This is a genomic window from uncultured Veillonella sp. (assembly GCF_900545205.1).
Classification (GTDB): Bacteria; Bacillota; Negativicutes; order Veillonellales; family Veillonellaceae; genus Veillonella.
The window spans coordinates 1-16,793 of sequence record NZ_UQYC01000042.1 but is presented as its reverse complement, the minus strand read 5'-3'; the positions used below and the strand labels follow the sequence as shown (position 1 = coordinate 16,793).

The 16,793-nt window shown below is 40.0% G+C and carries 17 protein-coding genes; 14 read left to right on the top strand and 3 right to left on the bottom strand.

Annotated features, from left to right (window positions below; translation table 11 throughout):
- The first annotated feature begins 231 nt into the window (after positions 1 to 231).
- Positions 232 to 624: an Imm48 family immunity protein gene (gene imm48, locus QZR70_RS05745; RefSeq protein WP_295793741.1), complete on the top strand. Its 393-nt coding sequence runs from the start codon at positions 232 to 234 to the stop codon at positions 622 to 624.
- Positions 625 to 706: 82 nt separating this feature from the next.
- Positions 707 to 1,228 carry a nitroreductase family protein gene (locus tag QZR70_RS05740; protein ID WP_295793739.1) on the top strand — a complete coding sequence of 174 codons (522 nt, stop codon included), beginning with the start codon at positions 707 to 709 and terminating at the stop codon, positions 1,226 to 1,228.
- A 139-nt stretch (positions 1,229 to 1,367) separates the two neighbouring features.
- Here the strand turns inward: QZR70_RS05740 and QZR70_RS05735 are convergent, their stop codons facing one another.
- The 3 genes from QZR70_RS05735 to QZR70_RS05725 all read right to left on the bottom strand — a co-directional run bounded on the left by QZR70_RS05735 (position 1,368) and on the right by QZR70_RS05725 (position 3,536).
- Positions 1,368 to 1,655 carry a cupin domain-containing protein gene (locus QZR70_RS05735; RefSeq protein ID WP_004694414.1) on the bottom strand — a complete coding sequence of 96 codons (288 nt, stop codon included), beginning with the start codon at positions 1,653 to 1,655 and terminating at the stop codon, positions 1,368 to 1,370.
- Positions 1,656 to 1,912: 257 nt separating this feature from the next.
- On the bottom strand, positions 1,913 to 2,578 hold the full coding sequence (locus QZR70_RS05730) for a hypothetical protein (RefSeq protein ID WP_295213454.1): 666 nt from the start codon (positions 2,576 to 2,578) through the stop codon (positions 1,913 to 1,915).
- 1 nt (position 2,579) lies between these two features.
- On the bottom strand, positions 2,580 to 3,536 hold the full coding sequence (locus tag QZR70_RS05725) for a DUF1858 domain-containing protein (RefSeq protein WP_295793738.1): 957 nt from the start codon (positions 3,534 to 3,536) through the stop codon (positions 2,580 to 2,582).
- Positions 3,537 to 3,999: 463 nt separating this feature from the next.
- Here QZR70_RS05725 and QZR70_RS05720 point away from each other — a divergent pair, with 463 nt between their 5' ends.
- From QZR70_RS05720 to QZR70_RS05665, 12 genes are all read left to right on the top strand, one after another.
- Complete coding sequence (locus QZR70_RS05720) at positions 4,000 to 4,296, top strand: type II toxin-antitoxin system RelE/ParE family toxin (RefSeq protein ID WP_295793736.1); 297 nt, start codon at positions 4,000 to 4,002, stop codon at positions 4,294 to 4,296.
- 16 nt (positions 4,297 to 4,312) lie between these two features.
- Positions 4,313 to 5,176: a HigA family addiction module antitoxin gene (locus tag QZR70_RS05715; protein WP_295793734.1), complete on the top strand. Its 864-nt coding sequence runs from the start codon at positions 4,313 to 4,315 to the stop codon at positions 5,174 to 5,176.
- 176 nt (positions 5,177 to 5,352) lie between these two features.
- Positions 5,353 to 6,516, top strand: a complete 1,164-nt coding sequence (sfsA, locus tag QZR70_RS05710; protein ID WP_295793732.1) for a DNA/RNA nuclease SfsA — start codon at positions 5,353 to 5,355, stop codon at positions 6,514 to 6,516.
- Between the two features lie 256 nt (positions 6,517 to 6,772).
- Positions 6,773 to 7,552 (top strand): hypothetical protein, encoded by a 780-nt coding sequence (locus QZR70_RS05705; protein ID WP_295793730.1) that lies wholly within the window; start codon positions 6,773 to 6,775, stop codon positions 7,550 to 7,552.
- A gap of 19 nt (positions 7,553 to 7,571) precedes the next feature.
- On the top strand, positions 7,572 to 8,378 hold the full coding sequence (locus QZR70_RS05700; RefSeq protein ID WP_105089971.1) for a hypothetical protein: 807 nt from the start codon (positions 7,572 to 7,574) through the stop codon (positions 8,376 to 8,378).
- A gap of 64 nt (positions 8,379 to 8,442) precedes the next feature.
- Positions 8,443 to 9,438: a virulence RhuM family protein gene (locus QZR70_RS05695; protein ID WP_295793727.1), complete on the top strand. Its 996-nt coding sequence runs from the start codon at positions 8,443 to 8,445 to the stop codon at positions 9,436 to 9,438.
- Between the two features lie 87 nt (positions 9,439 to 9,525).
- A complete protein-coding gene (gene gyrA / locus QZR70_RS05690) occupies positions 9,526 to 12,000 on the top strand; it encodes a DNA gyrase subunit A (RefSeq protein ID WP_295793725.1) in 2,475 nt (824 codons plus the stop codon).
- 85 nt (positions 12,001 to 12,085) lie between these two features.
- Complete coding sequence (locus QZR70_RS05685; RefSeq protein WP_105093777.1) at positions 12,086 to 12,457, top strand: hypothetical protein; 372 nt, start codon at positions 12,086 to 12,088, stop codon at positions 12,455 to 12,457.
- A 484-nt stretch (positions 12,458 to 12,941) separates the two neighbouring features.
- Positions 12,942 to 13,307: a hypothetical protein gene (locus QZR70_RS05680; protein ID WP_295793724.1), complete on the top strand. Its 366-nt coding sequence runs from the start codon at positions 12,942 to 12,944 to the stop codon at positions 13,305 to 13,307.
- Positions 13,308 to 13,668: 361 nt separating this feature from the next.
- The gene (locus QZR70_RS05675; RefSeq protein ID WP_295793722.1) at positions 13,669 to 14,712 is read left to right on the top strand and encodes a Fic family protein; all 1,044 of its coding nucleotides are present in this window, start codon (positions 13,669 to 13,671) and stop codon (positions 14,710 to 14,712) included.
- A gap of 111 nt (positions 14,713 to 14,823) precedes the next feature.
- Entirely contained in the window at positions 14,824 to 15,198 is a 375-nt protein-coding gene (locus QZR70_RS05670) for a hypothetical protein (RefSeq protein WP_295793719.1), read from the top strand.
- Between the two features lie 402 nt (positions 15,199 to 15,600).
- Positions 15,601 to 16,793 (top strand): [FeFe] hydrogenase, group A (locus QZR70_RS05665; RefSeq protein WP_295793717.1); only part of this gene is annotated, 1,193 nt, incomplete at its 3' end.

Below are 16,793 nucleotides of genomic sequence, written 5' to 3'. Positions count from 1 at the left end.
AGAAAGACCCTTATAGGGTCAGAGCAAACCACCCGTTCTACGGGTGGTTATGATTTTAAAGGACTTTTATAGTAAGATAGAGAAATATATTAACAGAAGTAGTCTGTATAGAGATGGCATATTGTTAGTTGTATTAATATTGTCATGTAAACTAAGGGGCGAAATTTGTCAGTTTTATATTCAATAGCTATGCTTGTGATAATATCTAAGCTGTTTTAGAAAGGATTTATTATGAAAGAGAGTATTGTGAATGAAGTTATGGAAATGGTTGATACATTCCTTAGCTTGGTTACGATTGATTTAGCGGATGAGCTTGAAAGACAGTTAGCGGCAGCATATATTTTTGGAATGTTAAATGGGACGGCTCAAAAGGAGTCCCTTACACCAGAGGATGTCCAAGCCTTGATGGTTCATATTGGTATTGATAAACTTACTTATTCAGAGGAAGTTGCTTATCAAATGACGCAATTTGTCATTGATGCCACAGATGAAGAGTTTCACCCAACAGTAAATGCGATTATTCATAGAGGTTTAGAAGGTTATTTCCTATATTCTGACCAAGAATTTGATGCCCTTTCAGAGGATTTTAATGAAGTGGTTCAAGTGGTAAAAGGAGAGCTATAATAGCGAATTAATATATTATAAGTATTATATAGGTGTTTTCTTTAAAATAGATTAGCTTATTTCATCTAAGGAGTGAGATCTAATGAAGGATTTTAAAGCGTTGGCCACAGAACGGTATTCGGTTCGAAAATTTGATACGAAACCTGTAGAGCAGGAGAAGGTAAATATAATCTTAGAGGCAGCAAGATTAGCGCCTACAGCTCATAATTATCAGCCACAACGACTACTTGTATTAAATACAGCAGATAGTCTTAATAAACTAAAAGACTGTACAAATGGTCATTTTAATGCGCCTTTGGCTATTATTGTTTGTTACGATAATCAAGTGAGCTGGAAGCGAGAATATGATGATGCGGATTTAGGCTCTGTAGACGCCAGCATTGTAGGCTCTCATATTATGTTCCAAGTCGCAGATATGGGCCTCGGTACAACATGGATTGCTCATTTTGATCCCGCTAAAGTGCGTACGGCTTATAACTTGCCAGATACTATCATACCTGTAGCCATCTTTCCTATTGGATACCCACATCCAGACTGCGTACCTGCACCGGGCCATACAAAACGGTCTGATGTAAGTGAGCTAACAATATATAATTCCTTTTAAGCTCTACAAAATGTAAGCTCCACAAAATTATATGCTCCATAAAATAGTAACTATATAAAACGGGCAGCTTACTAAAAAAGGCGGTTAATCAATTACGATTAACCGCTTTTTCTTATAGGGTTTATGTTTAAACTAGTTTTTATTCTGGTTTATGAATAAGGTTTACAACGAATTCGCTGTCTTCTACAAGTGTAGCTTGGATGTAGTTGTCGCCGTTGAATTCTAATACTTGGCCTGGAACGAGTACGTGTTCTTCAGTTTCGTTAAGGAATACTTGTACTTTACCTTTAACTACTGTAAAGATGACATTAGCTTCTGGATGGTTATGTTTTTCTACCTTTTCACCAGCTTTGCCACCTTTTTTAACGATTACATAGTTAGGACCTTGGAATAATAAACCTAATTCTTGATTAACTGTGCCTGCCATAATAGACCTCCTAATTCTAGCTTTTATTTTGAAAGCTTATGTTTATACGTTACGTTGTGTTAATACATAATATGATGTATTTATCTTATGGTTACATTATAAATGATATTACTTATCAATGCTGTGCCTATAGCTACAGTTTTGAAAAAATAGGGAAGAAATATATAGAAAACTCAAATAGCCAAATATTGGGCAAGAAAAAACGAGCGCTTTAAACGCTCGTTTTTGGGTACATATATTTGAGAGTAGATACTCTATTATTTTTTACGAATGGAGTATAAACGTGTGCCGTTTTCTTCAGTCGTTACAAGTTCAAAGTTTGGATCTACCGCTTTTACAAAGGCTTCGAACCATGTTTGGTACGCTAATGCCATGAACTTAGGGTCAACGCCCGCTGTACGCCAGTAGCCTGCTTGTAATCTGTGATCCCCAACCCATGTAAATTCATCTGGGCTTTCAGAAACAACTTGGTCACCACCATCGCAAGGCATGCCATTTACGTAGAAGTTTTGCAACGCATTGTAAATTGCTGGAGCTGTGTGTTCTTCAAGGTTATCTTGTGCCACAACGCCACATGCTTGGCCTTGTACAGCAAACGCATCAAGAATAGCTGTTACTACGTTCACCGCTTCGTCGCCGGAGTTAGTGTCGAGCAAATCTTTGATGAAAGCTGCTTCGCGAACGGATGCAATGTTGATTTGGTTTGACAACCAGCCATGGATATTACCATGATCGATGATGTTTTCCAGAGGAATACTTGGGTTGATTGGCTCACCGTAAGTATCTACGGAGATGGAGTGCAATTCCTCTGCCAAATCATCAACAACCTTAGTTGTTTTCTCTAAAATCAAGTTTTCACGCTCTACGAGCAATTGAATTTTACGATATAACCAGTAATGGATGTGACCTAAGAATGCGGACATATTAAGCTCCTTTTCGTGCTGTTTCTAATTTTTGAACTAAATCGTATACATTAACACCGTGAATTTCTGCAGCTTGCCATAATGGTTCAGCCGTAGAAGATGGGCAACCAAGGCAACCCATGCCGATGCTTTGTAACACAGGTACAACATTTGGATATGTATCTACGATATCGCGAATGATTGTATCTGGTGTAATAGGGGCACCTGCTTCGAGGCGTGGTGCTTCTGGTTCAGGGTCGTTGCCATGACCAGGTAAGAACACAGCTGGTTCATCGGATTTGCTTTCAGCTGTAGCACCTTCAAGGTCGCCTAATACAGCTGCTTTGAAAGCCTCTAAACCAATGCGGTCAATGAATTCGCCCATACGCTCGATTTGTGCATTTTCTTTATAGTATGCAATGATACGATCTACTAATGCAAGAGCTTCTTTTTCAGTTGTTACTTCAGCGATGAGGTCGCCGATGCGTGGATGAGCACCGCCGCTACCGCCAGCGTAAACATTCCAGCCCTCTACAGTACCGATGATGCCCACATCTTTCATGCGGCTTTCAGTACAAGAGTTAAGACAACCGGACACACCGATTTTCATTTTGCTTGGCATTTCTTGAGACAAATATTTGCGCTCGATTTGCATGCCAAGATGTACGCTATCTTGTTTAGCGCGTTTACAGAATGTAGTACCTGGACAGATTTTTACGCTGCGCACGCGATTAGATACAGTGTACGCTGGCTCCATGCCGAGCATTTCCCAAGCTTTATCTACGTCTTCTGCTTTCAAATTCGTAATCATAATGCGTTGGCTGCCAGTCAATTTAAGAACGGCGCCGAACTCATTAGCTACGTCGATATATTTTTGTAATTGTTCAGGTTGAATGAAACCTGCAGGAACGCGAGGTGTAATTGCATAACGGCGTTGACCGTTTTTAATGCGTTGTAAATTTGCTGCAATTTGTGCCATGTTAAATCCTTTCTCGAGCCCTCTCTGCGGAGAATAGTGGCTAAAACTACTTAGTTAATCTATGTGATTCTTTGTTTGTAAAAAATATACGCCGTTGGGTTTTGTGAAAGCTTCGCACGTATACGAACAGCGTGATGAGATCAACTAGGCGATGCCTCATCAAAACCCGGCGTAACGATCAGTACGGGTATTAAATACTGACCTGATGTTCCTAGTATAAACTATTTTAACACGTAATAATGTAACCTAAGCTACAAAAATGAAAAATTTCAATATTAATTATTAATAGCATACATGATTTTTGATACTACATAGCGTTATTAAATTTACCCAATTGGTAAATTATTTATTTACATTTGTATTTGAAGAGGTATAATAGAATTAACCTACTAGGTAAATTATTATAAATGGCCATTTATATTGTATCAACCATTCACTATGATTTGAGAGAGTCGGTGACATATTGGATATACGATATAAGAATAATAAGTTAGAAACAGTTTGTACAGATGCAAATACTGCTAGGCGAGAATATGGACGTGAGATGGCACGTAAAATTCATTTAAGAATTGATCAACTTCGTTTTGCTACATCTATTCAGTATTTGATTTTAAATGGTATAGGTAGGTGTCATAAGTTGGTTGGAGATCGCAAAACTCAATATGCTATGGATTTAGTACACCCTTATAGACTTATTTTTATACATATTGATGGAACGTTTCATGTAGTAGAGATTCAAGAAATTGTAGATTATCATTAGAATAGGAGATATACCTATGAAGATATATGAGAGTAAAACTTTTATTGCTATACCGCCTGGAATGACAATAAAAGAGGTTTTAGAAGATAGGCATATGACGCAAAAAGAATTAGCTACACGAATGGATATGAGTGAGAAGCACATCAGTAAGCTCATTAATGGTGAAGTCCCACTAACACAGGATGTGGCAATGCGTCTTGAACGGGTGTTTGGTGTAGAAGCAAGTTTTTGGAATGGATTAGAAGCCAATTACAGAGAGAAGATATTAAAAGTAGAGTATGAAAACTCCATTGATGAAGAAATCAATTTTGCTAAGCCTTTTGGTTATGCTAAATTAGCACGTTTAGGTATCGTGCCAGAAACCAAAAAGGCAGCGGAGCAGGTCAATAATTTACAAAAATTTTTTGAGGTAGCTTCTTTAAAAAATGTAGATAATGAAATGGTTATGCCCTTAGTATATGAAAATATTAAGGATATGGAGCTAGCTAAAAAGAGTGCGATTTATACATTAGTACAAATCACGAAAGGGCAAGCTCGTTTTGTAGAGGTAAATTCTTATGATGCGGAGTTACTAAGAAAATTTATACCTAAAATTGAGGACCTTAAGAGCGAACCATTAGCTGGTGTGAAAGAGCCTCTTAAGGATATGCTAGGAGCGTGTGGTGTCATTATCGTATATTTGCCAATTCTTGATAATATAACCTCCACATGTATTACGTATTCCAAAGGAAGCTCCATTGTTCTTGGTATACCAACGGAAGATACTGATGGTTTTTGGAAGTTATTAGGAGAAGCCCTACATAACTTGGTAGAACGAGATTATCAACGCAGTAATCGCAAATACCGTAACAATGATCCTGTAACTGTGGTGAATTATTGAGCCATATTTTAGTAAGTTTTTAAACACCTCTTTTTTGTAAGTTTTTAAGGGCTTATAGCACTTGTTAGAGGTTCCCATTAACGTAAGGACTTTCATAGTACGATGTATAGGATTCTTATCCTGTAACAAAATAGCGTATAATAGACATATAGAATATTACTGATATAGGAGATACAATGAAGGTCCTTTACGATACAATTTTAAAAGCGAAATATACAGGTCGCCCGAACCGTTTTGTGGTGACTTTAGATTTAAATGGTGAAAGCGTACTCGCTCATTTACCAAATCCAGGGCGCATGTGGGAGCTCTTGTTTACAGGTGCAACGATGTACATCGTGCCCCACGATAAACCTGATGCGAAGACAAAATATCGCGTGGTAGGCATTGAGCGAGATGGCGTAGTGATTATGCTCGATACAAATTATAGTAATGATGTAGCGCAGCATTTGATCGAAAATAAACTCATCCCTGGTTGGGAAGAGTGGCGTGTCGTAAGACGAGAGTATACGGTTAAATTACACGGCACATCATCACGTTTTGACTTGCTCCTCACTAATGATGCGGGGGATGAGTTCTTGTTAGAGGTTAAGTCTTGTACGCTATTCTCCAAGACTGGTGCTATGTTCCCTGATGCTATTACAGAACGGGGTCGCAAGCATTTACTACATTTGAAAGAATTGCAAAACGAAGGGTATCACACAGGCGTTTTATTCCTTGTGCAATGGGATAGAGCGCAGTGGTTCTTGCCTGACTACCATACCGATTTGGAATTCGCACGTACTTTTAAAGAGGTAGCCCCTTCTTTAGACTGGAAAGCCGTTGCTGTAGCGTGGGACGAGACTTTCACCATGCCTACTGTAACCCATGAATGTTCCTATCCAAGTAGCATCCTCGACACAGAGGCTCACGATAGCGGCGTGTACGTGATGGTCATGCACCTCGGCCATGATCTTGACCTTGAAATCGGCTCTAAAGGGATGATGCATTTCAAGGCGGGTTACTATATGTACGTAGGCTCTGCGAAGGCGAACTTAACGAAACGCATTGAGCGCCACAAGCGAAAACGGAAGAAAATGCACTGGCATCTAGACTATTTCCGCGGTCACTGCGAAATGATTGCAGGCCTGCCGATTCGAACTAGCTGGGATGATGCGGAATGCGCTCTCGCTGATGCGGTCCGTGGCATTGCCGAATGGGACGTGCCTAAATTTGGATCCTCTGACTGCGACTGTAACAGTCACCTATTTGGGATGACGGAAAATCCTATTCATAACAAAGCGTTCATGGATGTAGTGGAACATTATAGAATGAATATGCTGGATGAACTAGTTAATAGATAGCTATTATTGATGGGGCCCGAGAACTATATGCATACTTAGTTAAAAAGTGCTATTACCTATCTCCTCGCTCCATAGTGACCTAAGTCGCTCATCAATAGGTAATAGCACTTTTTAAAACACTAGCTATAAAGATGTCCCATCAATAATAATATAATCCTAATTATAGTCATGCCAGCATATTCATTCTAAAGTTGGTAAAGGGAGAGAGGTGTGGTTGTGTATGCCTGTGTTTGTTAGGTTTGTGTTGTTGGTTTTGGTGTGTGTTTGTAGTGTTGTATTGGGTGGTTGTACTTCTTCTCGGTTAACGACGCTCGATGCTGAGCCGTATACGCCGGATGATGTAAAGGCAATGGTTGAGAAGCGTTTTGCGTCGTATCATCCGCGTCTAGTGTTGCAGGCTTCTGAGGTTGTTACTACAAAGCCTTATAAGCACTATGAATATACGTTTTTTGATGAGAATAATGGCATTGTCTTTACTGCGCGTGCTTCTGTTGAGGTTCCTCAGTTGCCTATTCCTGGTGGTCAACGGGTTACGAACGCAGAGTATAGGTATGCAGAGGCTTATTTAGATCGCTTGAATAGTGAGGTAGCACTGCTTGCTGCAAAGTATAGATTTCAGGTAGCTAATAATGAGGAGCGCAAAGCGCTAATGGATGCTAAGATTATGCGAAAAGAGGATAATAGTACGGTGCCTTTGTTTGAGGAAGGGGATTTTATATTTCTTAATCAAACATCGAATGGCGCAGGTGTCGTAGGTATGTTACGAGACATATATTCTCTATATAAACCTAATGGTGACGAGACCTTAGTAAGTAGCGTGTATGGCCGTAAGGTTAGCTTTTACTATTTACCAAATGGTGAAACAGACAAGAGCAAGGCTCTGTACCTAATAAGTTTTAAAATTAGAGGGCGGGAAGATTGGCGAGATACCTTAATGAGTGGTGTTGGTTATCAAGATAAGAGTTCTGAGCAGATTGAACGAGACATAATTACCGTTGTTAATCGGGAAATACAACAGGCTGTGCGAGGAAAATAGGTCAGGGAGAGGTGTATCTATGAAGCAGTTGATTAGGTATATATCATTAGTTGTTGTGTGTATTTGTACATTTTTATTGAGCGGTTGTTCTTTTGTGTGGACGACGGAGAATGGTGATCCTGCGACGCCAGAGGATATCAAGGCTAGTGTGGAAAAGGAGTTTGCTGTTGTTCATCCTAATCTTGTTCTCCAGTCCTCTGTAGTGGAACAGGAAAAACCGTTCCAGCGGAATGTGTATGTCTTTTATGATGAAAGCAACGGTTTTTCTTTCACTACGAATTCTGTGGTGCAACGCCCAACCTTACCGGTTCCAGGTGGTGAAAGATACACGAATGCTAATTTTGCCTATTCACAAGAGTATTTAATTCATTTGAACGCTGCTTTGGTGGAACGTGCTAAGCAACATGGCCTGCGAATGGCCACACATGAGGAAGTTTTAAAGCTAAAGAAATCTGAAGCAACACGTGTAGCAGGTACTAATCAGATACCTCTATTTAGATCCAATGAAATTATCTTTGTAGATAAGTATGTAACGGGTGAAGATATTCTAACCTTTATGAAATCCATATATAGCGAATATAAACCGCAAGATAATCCAGCACTGTTACATCCTCGTGCTGATAGAAGCGTTGGTATTTACTATTTACCTAAAGAGGAAGCGGACAAAACAAAAGCCGAGTATTTGATAGGTTTTCGATTTATGGCAAGGAATGATTGGAAAGAAACTATGTTAACCGGAATTGGCAGTACTGGTAATGATACTTCAGGTGTGGAACGAGACTTTGTTAAGGTCTTGGACCATATGATATATCATGCAGCTCATTAAATAAGAAGCAGGAATAGCTTAGAAGTATGAAATAAAATGAGATATAAATATAGAGGGGAATTATATGACATCTTTAGAAAATGCGATTACAGGAAATGTTATTGTATATCAAGCAGAGAATGAATCTGTTTCCACGAATGTACTATTCAAAGATGAAACATTTTGGATGACACAAAAAGATATGGCAAAACTATTTGATGTTAATATACCTGCTATTAGTAAGCATCTGAAGAATATATTTGAAAGTGGAGAACTAGTTATATCAGCAGTTATTTCCAAAATGGAAACAACTGCTGAAGATGGTAAAATTTATCAAACTAATTTTTATAATCTTGATGCTATCATTGCGGTAGGATATCGAGTAAATAGCAAAAAGGCAACTCAATTTCGAATTTGGGCGACAGGAGTTTTACGGGAATATATTATCAAAGGTTTTGCTCTTGATGATGTTATGCTAAAGAATGGACGTTCATTTGGACACGATTATTTTAAAGAATTGCTACGAAGAGTCCGCTCAATTCGCGCTAGTGAACGACGCATATATCAACAAGTAACAGATATATTTGCTGCGTGTGCAATCGATTATGATGCACAATCACCTATTACTAGAGAATTTTTTGGAACGATACAGAATAAGTTTCATTATGCTATTACTGGTCAAACTGCTGCAGAGATCATTCATAGTCATGCAGATGCTACAAAGGATCATATGGGATTGACTACGTGGGAATCTGGACCGGAAGGGCGGATTTATAAAAAAGATGTAATTGTAGCCAAAAATTATTTATCCGTTGAAGAAATTGAACAACTTGAGCGAACGATATCCTCATTTTTTGATTATATAGAACGTATTATTGAACGACGTGAAACATTTACTATGAAAGCTTTTATTGAAAGTGTTGATAAGTTTTTAGATTTTAATGAGTATCAAATCTTAAGAAATAAAGGACTTATTTCTATGACACAAGCACAGAAGAAAGCTGTTAGTGAATATGAAGTATTTAATACACAGCAGAAGGTAATTTCTGATTTTGATAGATTTGTGAAAGAACACAGTTAATAATAAAGGGTTTATAGCCTTTAGCCCTTAAAAATGCTATAATATTATGATGTATTATAATCAGTGTTAGTAAAATGAGGTGAGATTGTGGCAGACCAACAATGGTCCCACGGGAATATTCATCCCGTTCAGATTGATAAAGAAATGAAGAACGCTTATATCGATTATGCGATGTCCGTAATCGTAATGCGTGCTCTTCCAGATGTGCGTGACGGCTTGAAACCAGTTCATCGTCGTATTTTGTACGCGATGCACGAAACAGGCATGACGCCAAATAAACCGTACAAGAAATCCGCTCGTATCGTTGGTGACGTACTTGGTAAGTATCATCCACATGGTGATAGTTCCGTTTATGATGCGACTGTACGTTTGGCGCAAGATTTCAATACGCGCTACCTCTTGGTAGACGGCCACGGTAACTTTGGTTCCATCGACGGCGATAGTGCTGCTGCGATGCGTTATACCGAAGTACGTATGGCAAAAATTACGCAAGAAATGCTCGCTGATATCGACAAGGAAACTGTTGATTTCATGCCGAACTATGATGAAAGCTTGCAAGAACCTACCGTATTGCCAGCGAAGATTCCAAATCTTCTCATCAATGGTTCCAGCGGTATCGCCGTAGGGATGGCGACAAATATTCCGCCGCACAACCTTAACGAGGTATGTAATGGCCTTACCATGCTCATCGATAATCCAAATGTAACTGTGGACGAATTGATGACGCAAATCAAAGGTCCAGACTTCCCGACTGGGGCGCTCATTTTGGGCCGGGAAGGCATTAAAAAAGCATACTCCACAGGTCGTGGCAGCGTAAAAATGCGCGCTCGTGCAACCATTGAAGAAATGGCGAAGGGCAAGCATAAAATTGTAGTGACTGAGATCCCATACCAAGTTAACAAGGCTCGCGTTATTGAAACGATTGCGAACTTGAGCCGCGACAAGGTTATTGATGGCATCACAGCACTTCGCGACGAATCTGACCGTCAAGGTATGCGCATCGTTATCGAATTGCGCGCTGACGTGCAACCAGATATCGTTCTTAACAAATTATATAAACACACTCAACTTCAAGAATCTTTCGGCGTGATTATGTTGGCTCTCGTAGACGGTCATCCTCGCGTATTGAATTTGAAAGAAGTATTGGGTTACTACTTAGATCATCGTCTCAATGTAATCGTACGCCGCACTCAATTCGAGCTTAACAAAGCTGAAGCGCGTGCACACATCTTGGAAGGCTTATTGATCGCCCTTGACCACATCGATGAAGTTATCGCTACAATCCGCAGTTCTCAAACTGACGAAATTGCACGTAACGCATTGATGCAAAAATTCGGGCTTTCAGAAAAACAAGCAGTAGCCATCCTCGACATGCGTTTACGCCGTTTAACAGGCTTGGAACGCGAGAAAATCGAAGACGAATACAAGGAATTGTTGGCATTGATCGAAGACTTGAAAGCTATCTTGGCTAGCGAAGCGCGTCAACGTCAAATCATCAAAGACGAACTGGATGATATGAAGAAGAAATACGGCGACCCTCGTCGTTCTGAAATCACAATCGATACGTCCGACCTTGATGTAGAAGACCTCATCGCTGACGAAGAGATGGTTATTACCTTGACTAAACAAGGTTATATCAAACGGATGAATGCGAACGTATATCGCAACCAACATAAAGGTGGCGCTGGCGTTATCGGCATGAAGACGAAGGAAGACGATTATGTAACACAAATTATGCATGTTCGTACGCATAATACATTGTTGTTCTTCACGTCCACTGGTCGTACATACCGCCTCAAAGCATACGAAGTGCCAGAAGCAGGTTCCCGTAATTCTCGCGGTACGGCCATGGTTAACGTATTGCCACTAGCTGTAGGCGAATCCGTTACGACTATGATCGACCTTGAACGGGTTCAAGAAGATGTAAACTTATTCATGGTAACTGAGTTCGGCGTTGTAAAACGTACAGCTATCGAAGAATACCGCAACATCCGTCGTTCTGGTCTCAACGCTATCAACCTCGATGAAGGGGATCACTTGATTTCCGTCAACGTAACGACTGGTGACCAAGATATCTTGATTGGTACTAAATTGGGTATCGCTATTCGTTTCAGTGAAAGCGATGTACGCCTTATGAAACGTGCGGCTCACGGTGTGCGGGGCATTAAACTCAATGCAGGCGATGTGGTTGTAGGTGCTGGTGTTATTAATGCTGATGAAAGCGAAGCACAAGTGTTTACTATCTCCGAAGAAGGATTTGGTAAACGCAATGATGCGGAAGCTTATACATTGCAAAAACGCGGCGGTAAAGGCTCTAAGAACTTCAAGATTACGAACAAAACAGGTGACGTAGTTGCCGTTGAAGTTGTTCATAATGATGATGAAGTAATGCTTATCTCTGAACAAGGCAAGATTATTCGCTTTAATATGAATGATATTGCTGTTAAAAAAGGCAAAGCTATTTCTGGTGTGAAAACACAAAACCTCGACGAAGGTGATAAAGTAGCTAGCATTGCTGTTATTCCAGGTTCTGAAATCGAAGAAGACGGAACTGAAGAATAATATAATTAAGTAATTAAGATACAAATATGTAAGTAACTATGGGCGGCCATCTTAGATGGTCGTCTCTAGCGTTAAGGAGTTAGAAATGAAAAAATGGTTAGCTGCTATGTTTGCAGCAGGGGTTTTCTTTGTAGGTGGCTTTGGCCAAGCGAGTGCCGCTGATTGGTATTATATCGATGCTGACGCTGACGATGCAGCATGGTTTATCGACAACTCTTCTGTATATAAAACAGATGATGCGGCTACAGTACTTGTTAAAATTAACAATGTAGAAGGCTTCACATACATCTACACAGTACGTATCGATCGCAAAGAAAAAACATGGACAGAACTTGATACAACAGTATACAGTGCTGCAGGTGTAGCATTGTTGTCCAGTAAAGAAGCACAAAAACCTACAAAAATTGAAGATGATACCATGGGCGCAGAAGTTATGCAGGCCCTATGGGGTAAATAATCCAACAATTTAATAGAAGCTGATATTCGCTCTGTCTAGTTAGATATTCAGAACGTATAAGTAGCCCCGAACTATCCTGATAGCCTCCATAGTGAACTAAGTCGTTTTCAGAATAGTTCGGGGCTTTCTGTTTTCTTACCAATCTTACAGAGCGAATATCAGCGTTCAATCCATTGGATTATTTAAAGCCCATAGGGGCCTTGCTAGACGTTCCTAGAGGAATAAGCTAAGTCGTTTTCATTGAAGTGTTGGGCCTTTTTATTTCTAATTTACGCTAATCTTGGTATGGGCATCCCTATTACAATACGATTATTTAAACCCATAGGGACCTCGCTAGATGTTCCTTAGGGGTTCTATATAATTTATGCATTTAATAGAGTTTTTATTAGTAATATGCAATTATGGTGTTATAATGAAGGCGTAGAGAATTTATGGTATGCAGATTGCATAGTTATTTGAATTTTATAGTCAGGAGAGAATAGTTATGAAGAAATGGTTTGCTTGTTTAGCGGTAGCCGGTTTGTTATTTAGCGCTGGTGTAGGCGTGTCTCATGCTGAAAGTTGGTACGCATTGGATACGGACCAAGCTGGTCGTACAGGTTACATCGACAATGATTCTGTTGATAAAAATGATGCTCGCGCTACATTGCGTTTGAAGATTGTAGATCCTAATGGAGATCACTCCATTTATACAATGACATTCAATCGCGCTGATAAAACAGTGCAGCTCATTGATGTTACATCATATAACCCACAAGGCTATATGATTGGATCTGAAACATTAGCAAATACAAAAGTACAAATACAAGAAGGAAGTAACCTAGATCACGTGTATCACTTGATTTGGTAAATTTCCTCTTTAGTCCAATTCCGGGCGGATAGTTCCTCTCAATCTCCAAAGCGAGCTAAGTCGATTTCGAGGGACTATCCGCCCTTGTATTTTCACTAATGTGGAAATTTACCATATCTGCGTTCGGGAAAAAGCGAGCTAAGTCGGTCTCAAAGAGATAGAACCCTTTCTGCACGTATGATTTAATTTACTCAAAACTGCGTAGGGGAATAGTGACCTAAGTCGTCCTACGAGATATATTCACCCGTTTTCTCATTTCCTAATGAGGAAATGTTCCAAAATGCTTATTCCCTTATTTTATGGTATAATTTAAGGGAATAATTTTATGTATAAGGGATTAGAACCGAATGGGGGTGTGTGTATGCGTCGTTTTGAGTATGGTTGGATTCAGTCTTTGTCGTGGGATATGGATATTTTAAGTCTTATTGCGGGAATCTACCGGGCGAATGGCAAGGAGGAGGTTTTGCTTTCACAGTGTCCTGCCATATTAGATTCTCTTGTAGAGTTAGCAAAGGTACAGAGTACAGAGGCTTCGAATGCGATTGAAGGAATCGTGACGACGAGTACGCGCCTTCGGCAGTTGGTAGCTGACAAGACTACACCTCGAAATCGGGATGAGCAGGAGATTATGGGGTATCGTGATGCTTTAAATGTTATCCATGAAAGTTATGATTCCATATCCTTGTGTCGCAATCATATTTTGCAGTTGCACAAGATTTTGTATAATTACCAGTTTAATGCTCGTGGTGGACAGTTAAAGAGTGTACAGAACTATATTAGTGCTACCTATCCCGATGGACGGACAGAGGTGTTATTTACTCCTCTAGCGCCCTATGAGACAGCAGAGGCTCTTGACCAGATTTGTGCTGAATATAATCGTGTTGTAGGCAATGGAGAGGTAGAACCACTTCTAGCTATTCCAATTTTTATACATGATTTCCTATGTATTCACCCATTCAATGATGGAAATGGTCGCATGAGTCGTTTACTTACGACATTATTGTTGTATCGTAGTGGCTTTATGGTAGGGAAATATGTATCGTTAGAGGCCAAGATTGCAAGACATAAGGATATGTATTATACTGCTTTACGCGAGTCTAGTGATGCCTGGTATGATGAAAGCTCTTGTCCTACGACTTTCATTCGGTATTGGTTACAAATGTTATTGGCCGCGTATCATGACTTTGAGGACCGCAGTTCTATATTGGCAAATAGTGGTTCTGCAATGGATCAAGTGAAAGCAGCTATCGATAATCACTTAGGGGATTTCACAAAGCAAGATCTTAGAGAATGGTGTCCTAATCTTAGCGATAGTGCTATTGAAGGGTCTGTACGTGCTCTTGTGAAGGATGGTCGTATTCAACGAAAAGGTGGCGGTCGCTCTACTTATTATGTGAGGTCTTAATACTTGGTATAGACCTTCTAATAATTGAGCACGTTTGTCTTTCATAAAATATTTAGTTTCATCGAATATACTAGTTTTTGTATTCTTGTATTTAAATCGAGAGGTAAACATATGAAAAAAACATTGGCAGCTGTTTTGGCAGCAGGCGCTTTATTTATTGGTGGCATCGGTAGTGTTGATGCAGCAAATTGGTATACTGTTGGTACTGATAGTAATGGCATCACTTGGTCCATCGATAACGATTCTGTTAAAAAAGATGATAAAAAAGCTGTTTTGGACATCAAAGCTATGGACTACGAAGGTTACCACTACATCGTAACTGAAGAGTTCAACCACAAAAAACGCGAAGTAAAAGACGTTAAGGTTACTCTTTACAATCCAAAAGGCGAAGTAGTAAAACAAGAACAACCTAGCAAATCTACTCGTAAGGTTGAACAAGGTACTCCTGCATACGCTGTATACACACTTATCTGGGGTGACAAATAATCTGATCCTCCGAGGGTTATGATTTTTGGTGAAAGCCTATATACGCACGTTCTTATTTGAGGGCGTGCGTTTTTTATTTACCTTTAATTCCCTAAAATTTGGTGAATTATTTATCCATTCGTGGTACAATGGGAATATTATTACGCATTTTTGTAAGTTGTCTCTTATTGAAATATGCTTACGCACAATATCATGTAGAATGTTTGAACAATATTATGTCATTTAGAGAGGGTTGATTGATCATAATTTTACGCAAAAGTGTAACATTTCTACATAGTATAAACTTTCACTATAGCGTATACTAAAGGTAAGATGTGGAAGTACGCCTTGAGCACAGTGCTCTGTAGTTTGGTCTATTTCTTTTAAAGGTTTGCTAGTTTTAGTTTGTTAGAGGAGGTCCTCATGTCTCAATACGAATTTATCGATAAACGTGTGCCGATTGCGCTCGACAATCCATCCATTTATCACGACATTTCCAAGTGTAAAAACTGTACGTTATGCCGTCGCGCTTGTGCGGACGTAATGAGCGTACTCGACTACTACGATCTCGATGCAAACGGCGACGTGCCTGTATGTATCCACTGTGGTCAATGTGCGGCTGCATGTCCATTCGACTCCATGCATGCTAAATCCGAGCTTGAAAAGGTGAAAGCAGCGCTTGCAGATCCTGAAAAAATCGTAGTTATCCAAACAGCTCCAGCGGTTCGCGTAGCTATCGGTGAAGGCTTTGGCTACGAACCAGGTACATTCCTTGAAGGTAAAATGGTTGGCGCTTTGCGCGCATTAGGTGCGGACTATGTAGTAGATACTAACTTTGGTGCGGATTTAACGATCATGGAAGAAGCATCTGAGCTTGTAGAACGTCTTAAAACTGGCGGTCAAATTCCTCAGTTCACAAGCTGCTGCCCAGCGTGGGTACGCTTTGCGGAAATCTACTTCCCTGAATTAATTCCTAACTTGTCTTCCACACGTTCTTGTATCGCTATGGAAGCAGCTATGATTAAAACATACTTTGCTGAGAAAAAAGGCATTAATCCTAGCAATATCGTATCTGTATCTGTAAACCCTTGTACGGCTAAAAAAGCAGAAACAAAACGGGAAGAAGAAAATGCAGCAGCTCGTTATCATAATGACGAATCCCTTGGCATGGATACAGATATTTCCATTACTACACGTGAGTTCATCCGTTGGATTCAAGAGGAAAACCTCGACTTCAATGCGATTGAAGAGTCCCAATTCGATGACTTAATCGGTATGGAAACTGGCGCATCCATCATCTTCGGTAACACTGGCGGTGTTATGGAAGCAGCTATACGTACAGCGTATAAGCTCATCACAGATAAAGAGCCACCTCCATATGCTTTGACACACCTCGAAGACGTTCGTGGTATGGAAGGCGTTAAAGAGGCCACTGTTCAACTAGGTGATGACGTTACATTGACCGTTGCCGTAGTACATGGCGGTAAAAATACACGTGACTTCCTTAATGCATTGAAAGACAGCGACAAACACTATGACTTCATCGAAGTTATGGCTTGCCCAGGCGGCTGTATTGGTGGACCCCCGGTATGGCATGAAAACGAATCAGATTCACC

What these genes read in the sequence shown, in the direction of transcription:
- QZR70_RS05670 (WP_295793719.1), top strand. Translation starts at nt 14,824, where the DNA reads ATGAAAAAAACATTGGCAGCTGTTTTGGCAGCAGGCGCTTTATTTATT.
- QZR70_RS05715 (WP_295793734.1), top strand. Translation starts at nt 4,313, where the DNA reads ATGAAGATATATGAGAGTAAAACTTTTATTGCTATACCGCCTGGAATG.
- QZR70_RS05735 (WP_004694414.1), bottom strand. Translation starts at nt 1,655, where the DNA reads ATGGCAGGCACAGTTAATCAAGAATTAGGTTTATTATTCCAAGGTCCT.
- QZR70_RS05740 (WP_295793739.1), top strand. Translation starts at nt 707, where the DNA reads ATGAAGGATTTTAAAGCGTTGGCCACAGAACGGTATTCGGTTCGAAAA.
- QZR70_RS05700 (WP_105089971.1), top strand. Translation starts at nt 7,572, where the DNA reads ATGAAGCAGTTGATTAGGTATATATCATTAGTTGTTGTGTGTATTTGT.
- imm48 (WP_295793741.1), top strand. Translation starts at nt 232, where the DNA reads ATGAAAGAGAGTATTGTGAATGAAGTTATGGAAATGGTTGATACATTC.
- QZR70_RS05680 (WP_295793724.1), top strand. Translation starts at nt 12,942, where the DNA reads ATGAAGAAATGGTTTGCTTGTTTAGCGGTAGCCGGTTTGTTATTTAGC.
- QZR70_RS05695 (WP_295793727.1), top strand. Translation starts at nt 8,443, where the DNA reads ATGACATCTTTAGAAAATGCGATTACAGGAAATGTTATTGTATATCAA.
- QZR70_RS05675 (WP_295793722.1), top strand. Translation starts at nt 13,669, where the DNA reads ATGCGTCGTTTTGAGTATGGTTGGATTCAGTCTTTGTCGTGGGATATG.
- QZR70_RS05685 (WP_105093777.1), top strand. Translation starts at nt 12,086, where the DNA reads ATGAAAAAATGGTTAGCTGCTATGTTTGCAGCAGGGGTTTTCTTTGTA.
- sfsA (WP_295793732.1), top strand. Translation starts at nt 5,353, where the DNA reads ATGAAGGTCCTTTACGATACAATTTTAAAAGCGAAATATACAGGTCGC.
- QZR70_RS05725 (WP_295793738.1), bottom strand. Translation starts at nt 3,536, where the DNA reads ATGGCACAAATTGCAGCAAATTTACAACGCATTAAAAACGGTCAACGC.
- QZR70_RS05730 (WP_295213454.1), bottom strand. Translation starts at nt 2,578, where the DNA reads ATGTCCGCATTCTTAGGTCACATCCATTACTGGTTATATCGTAAAATT.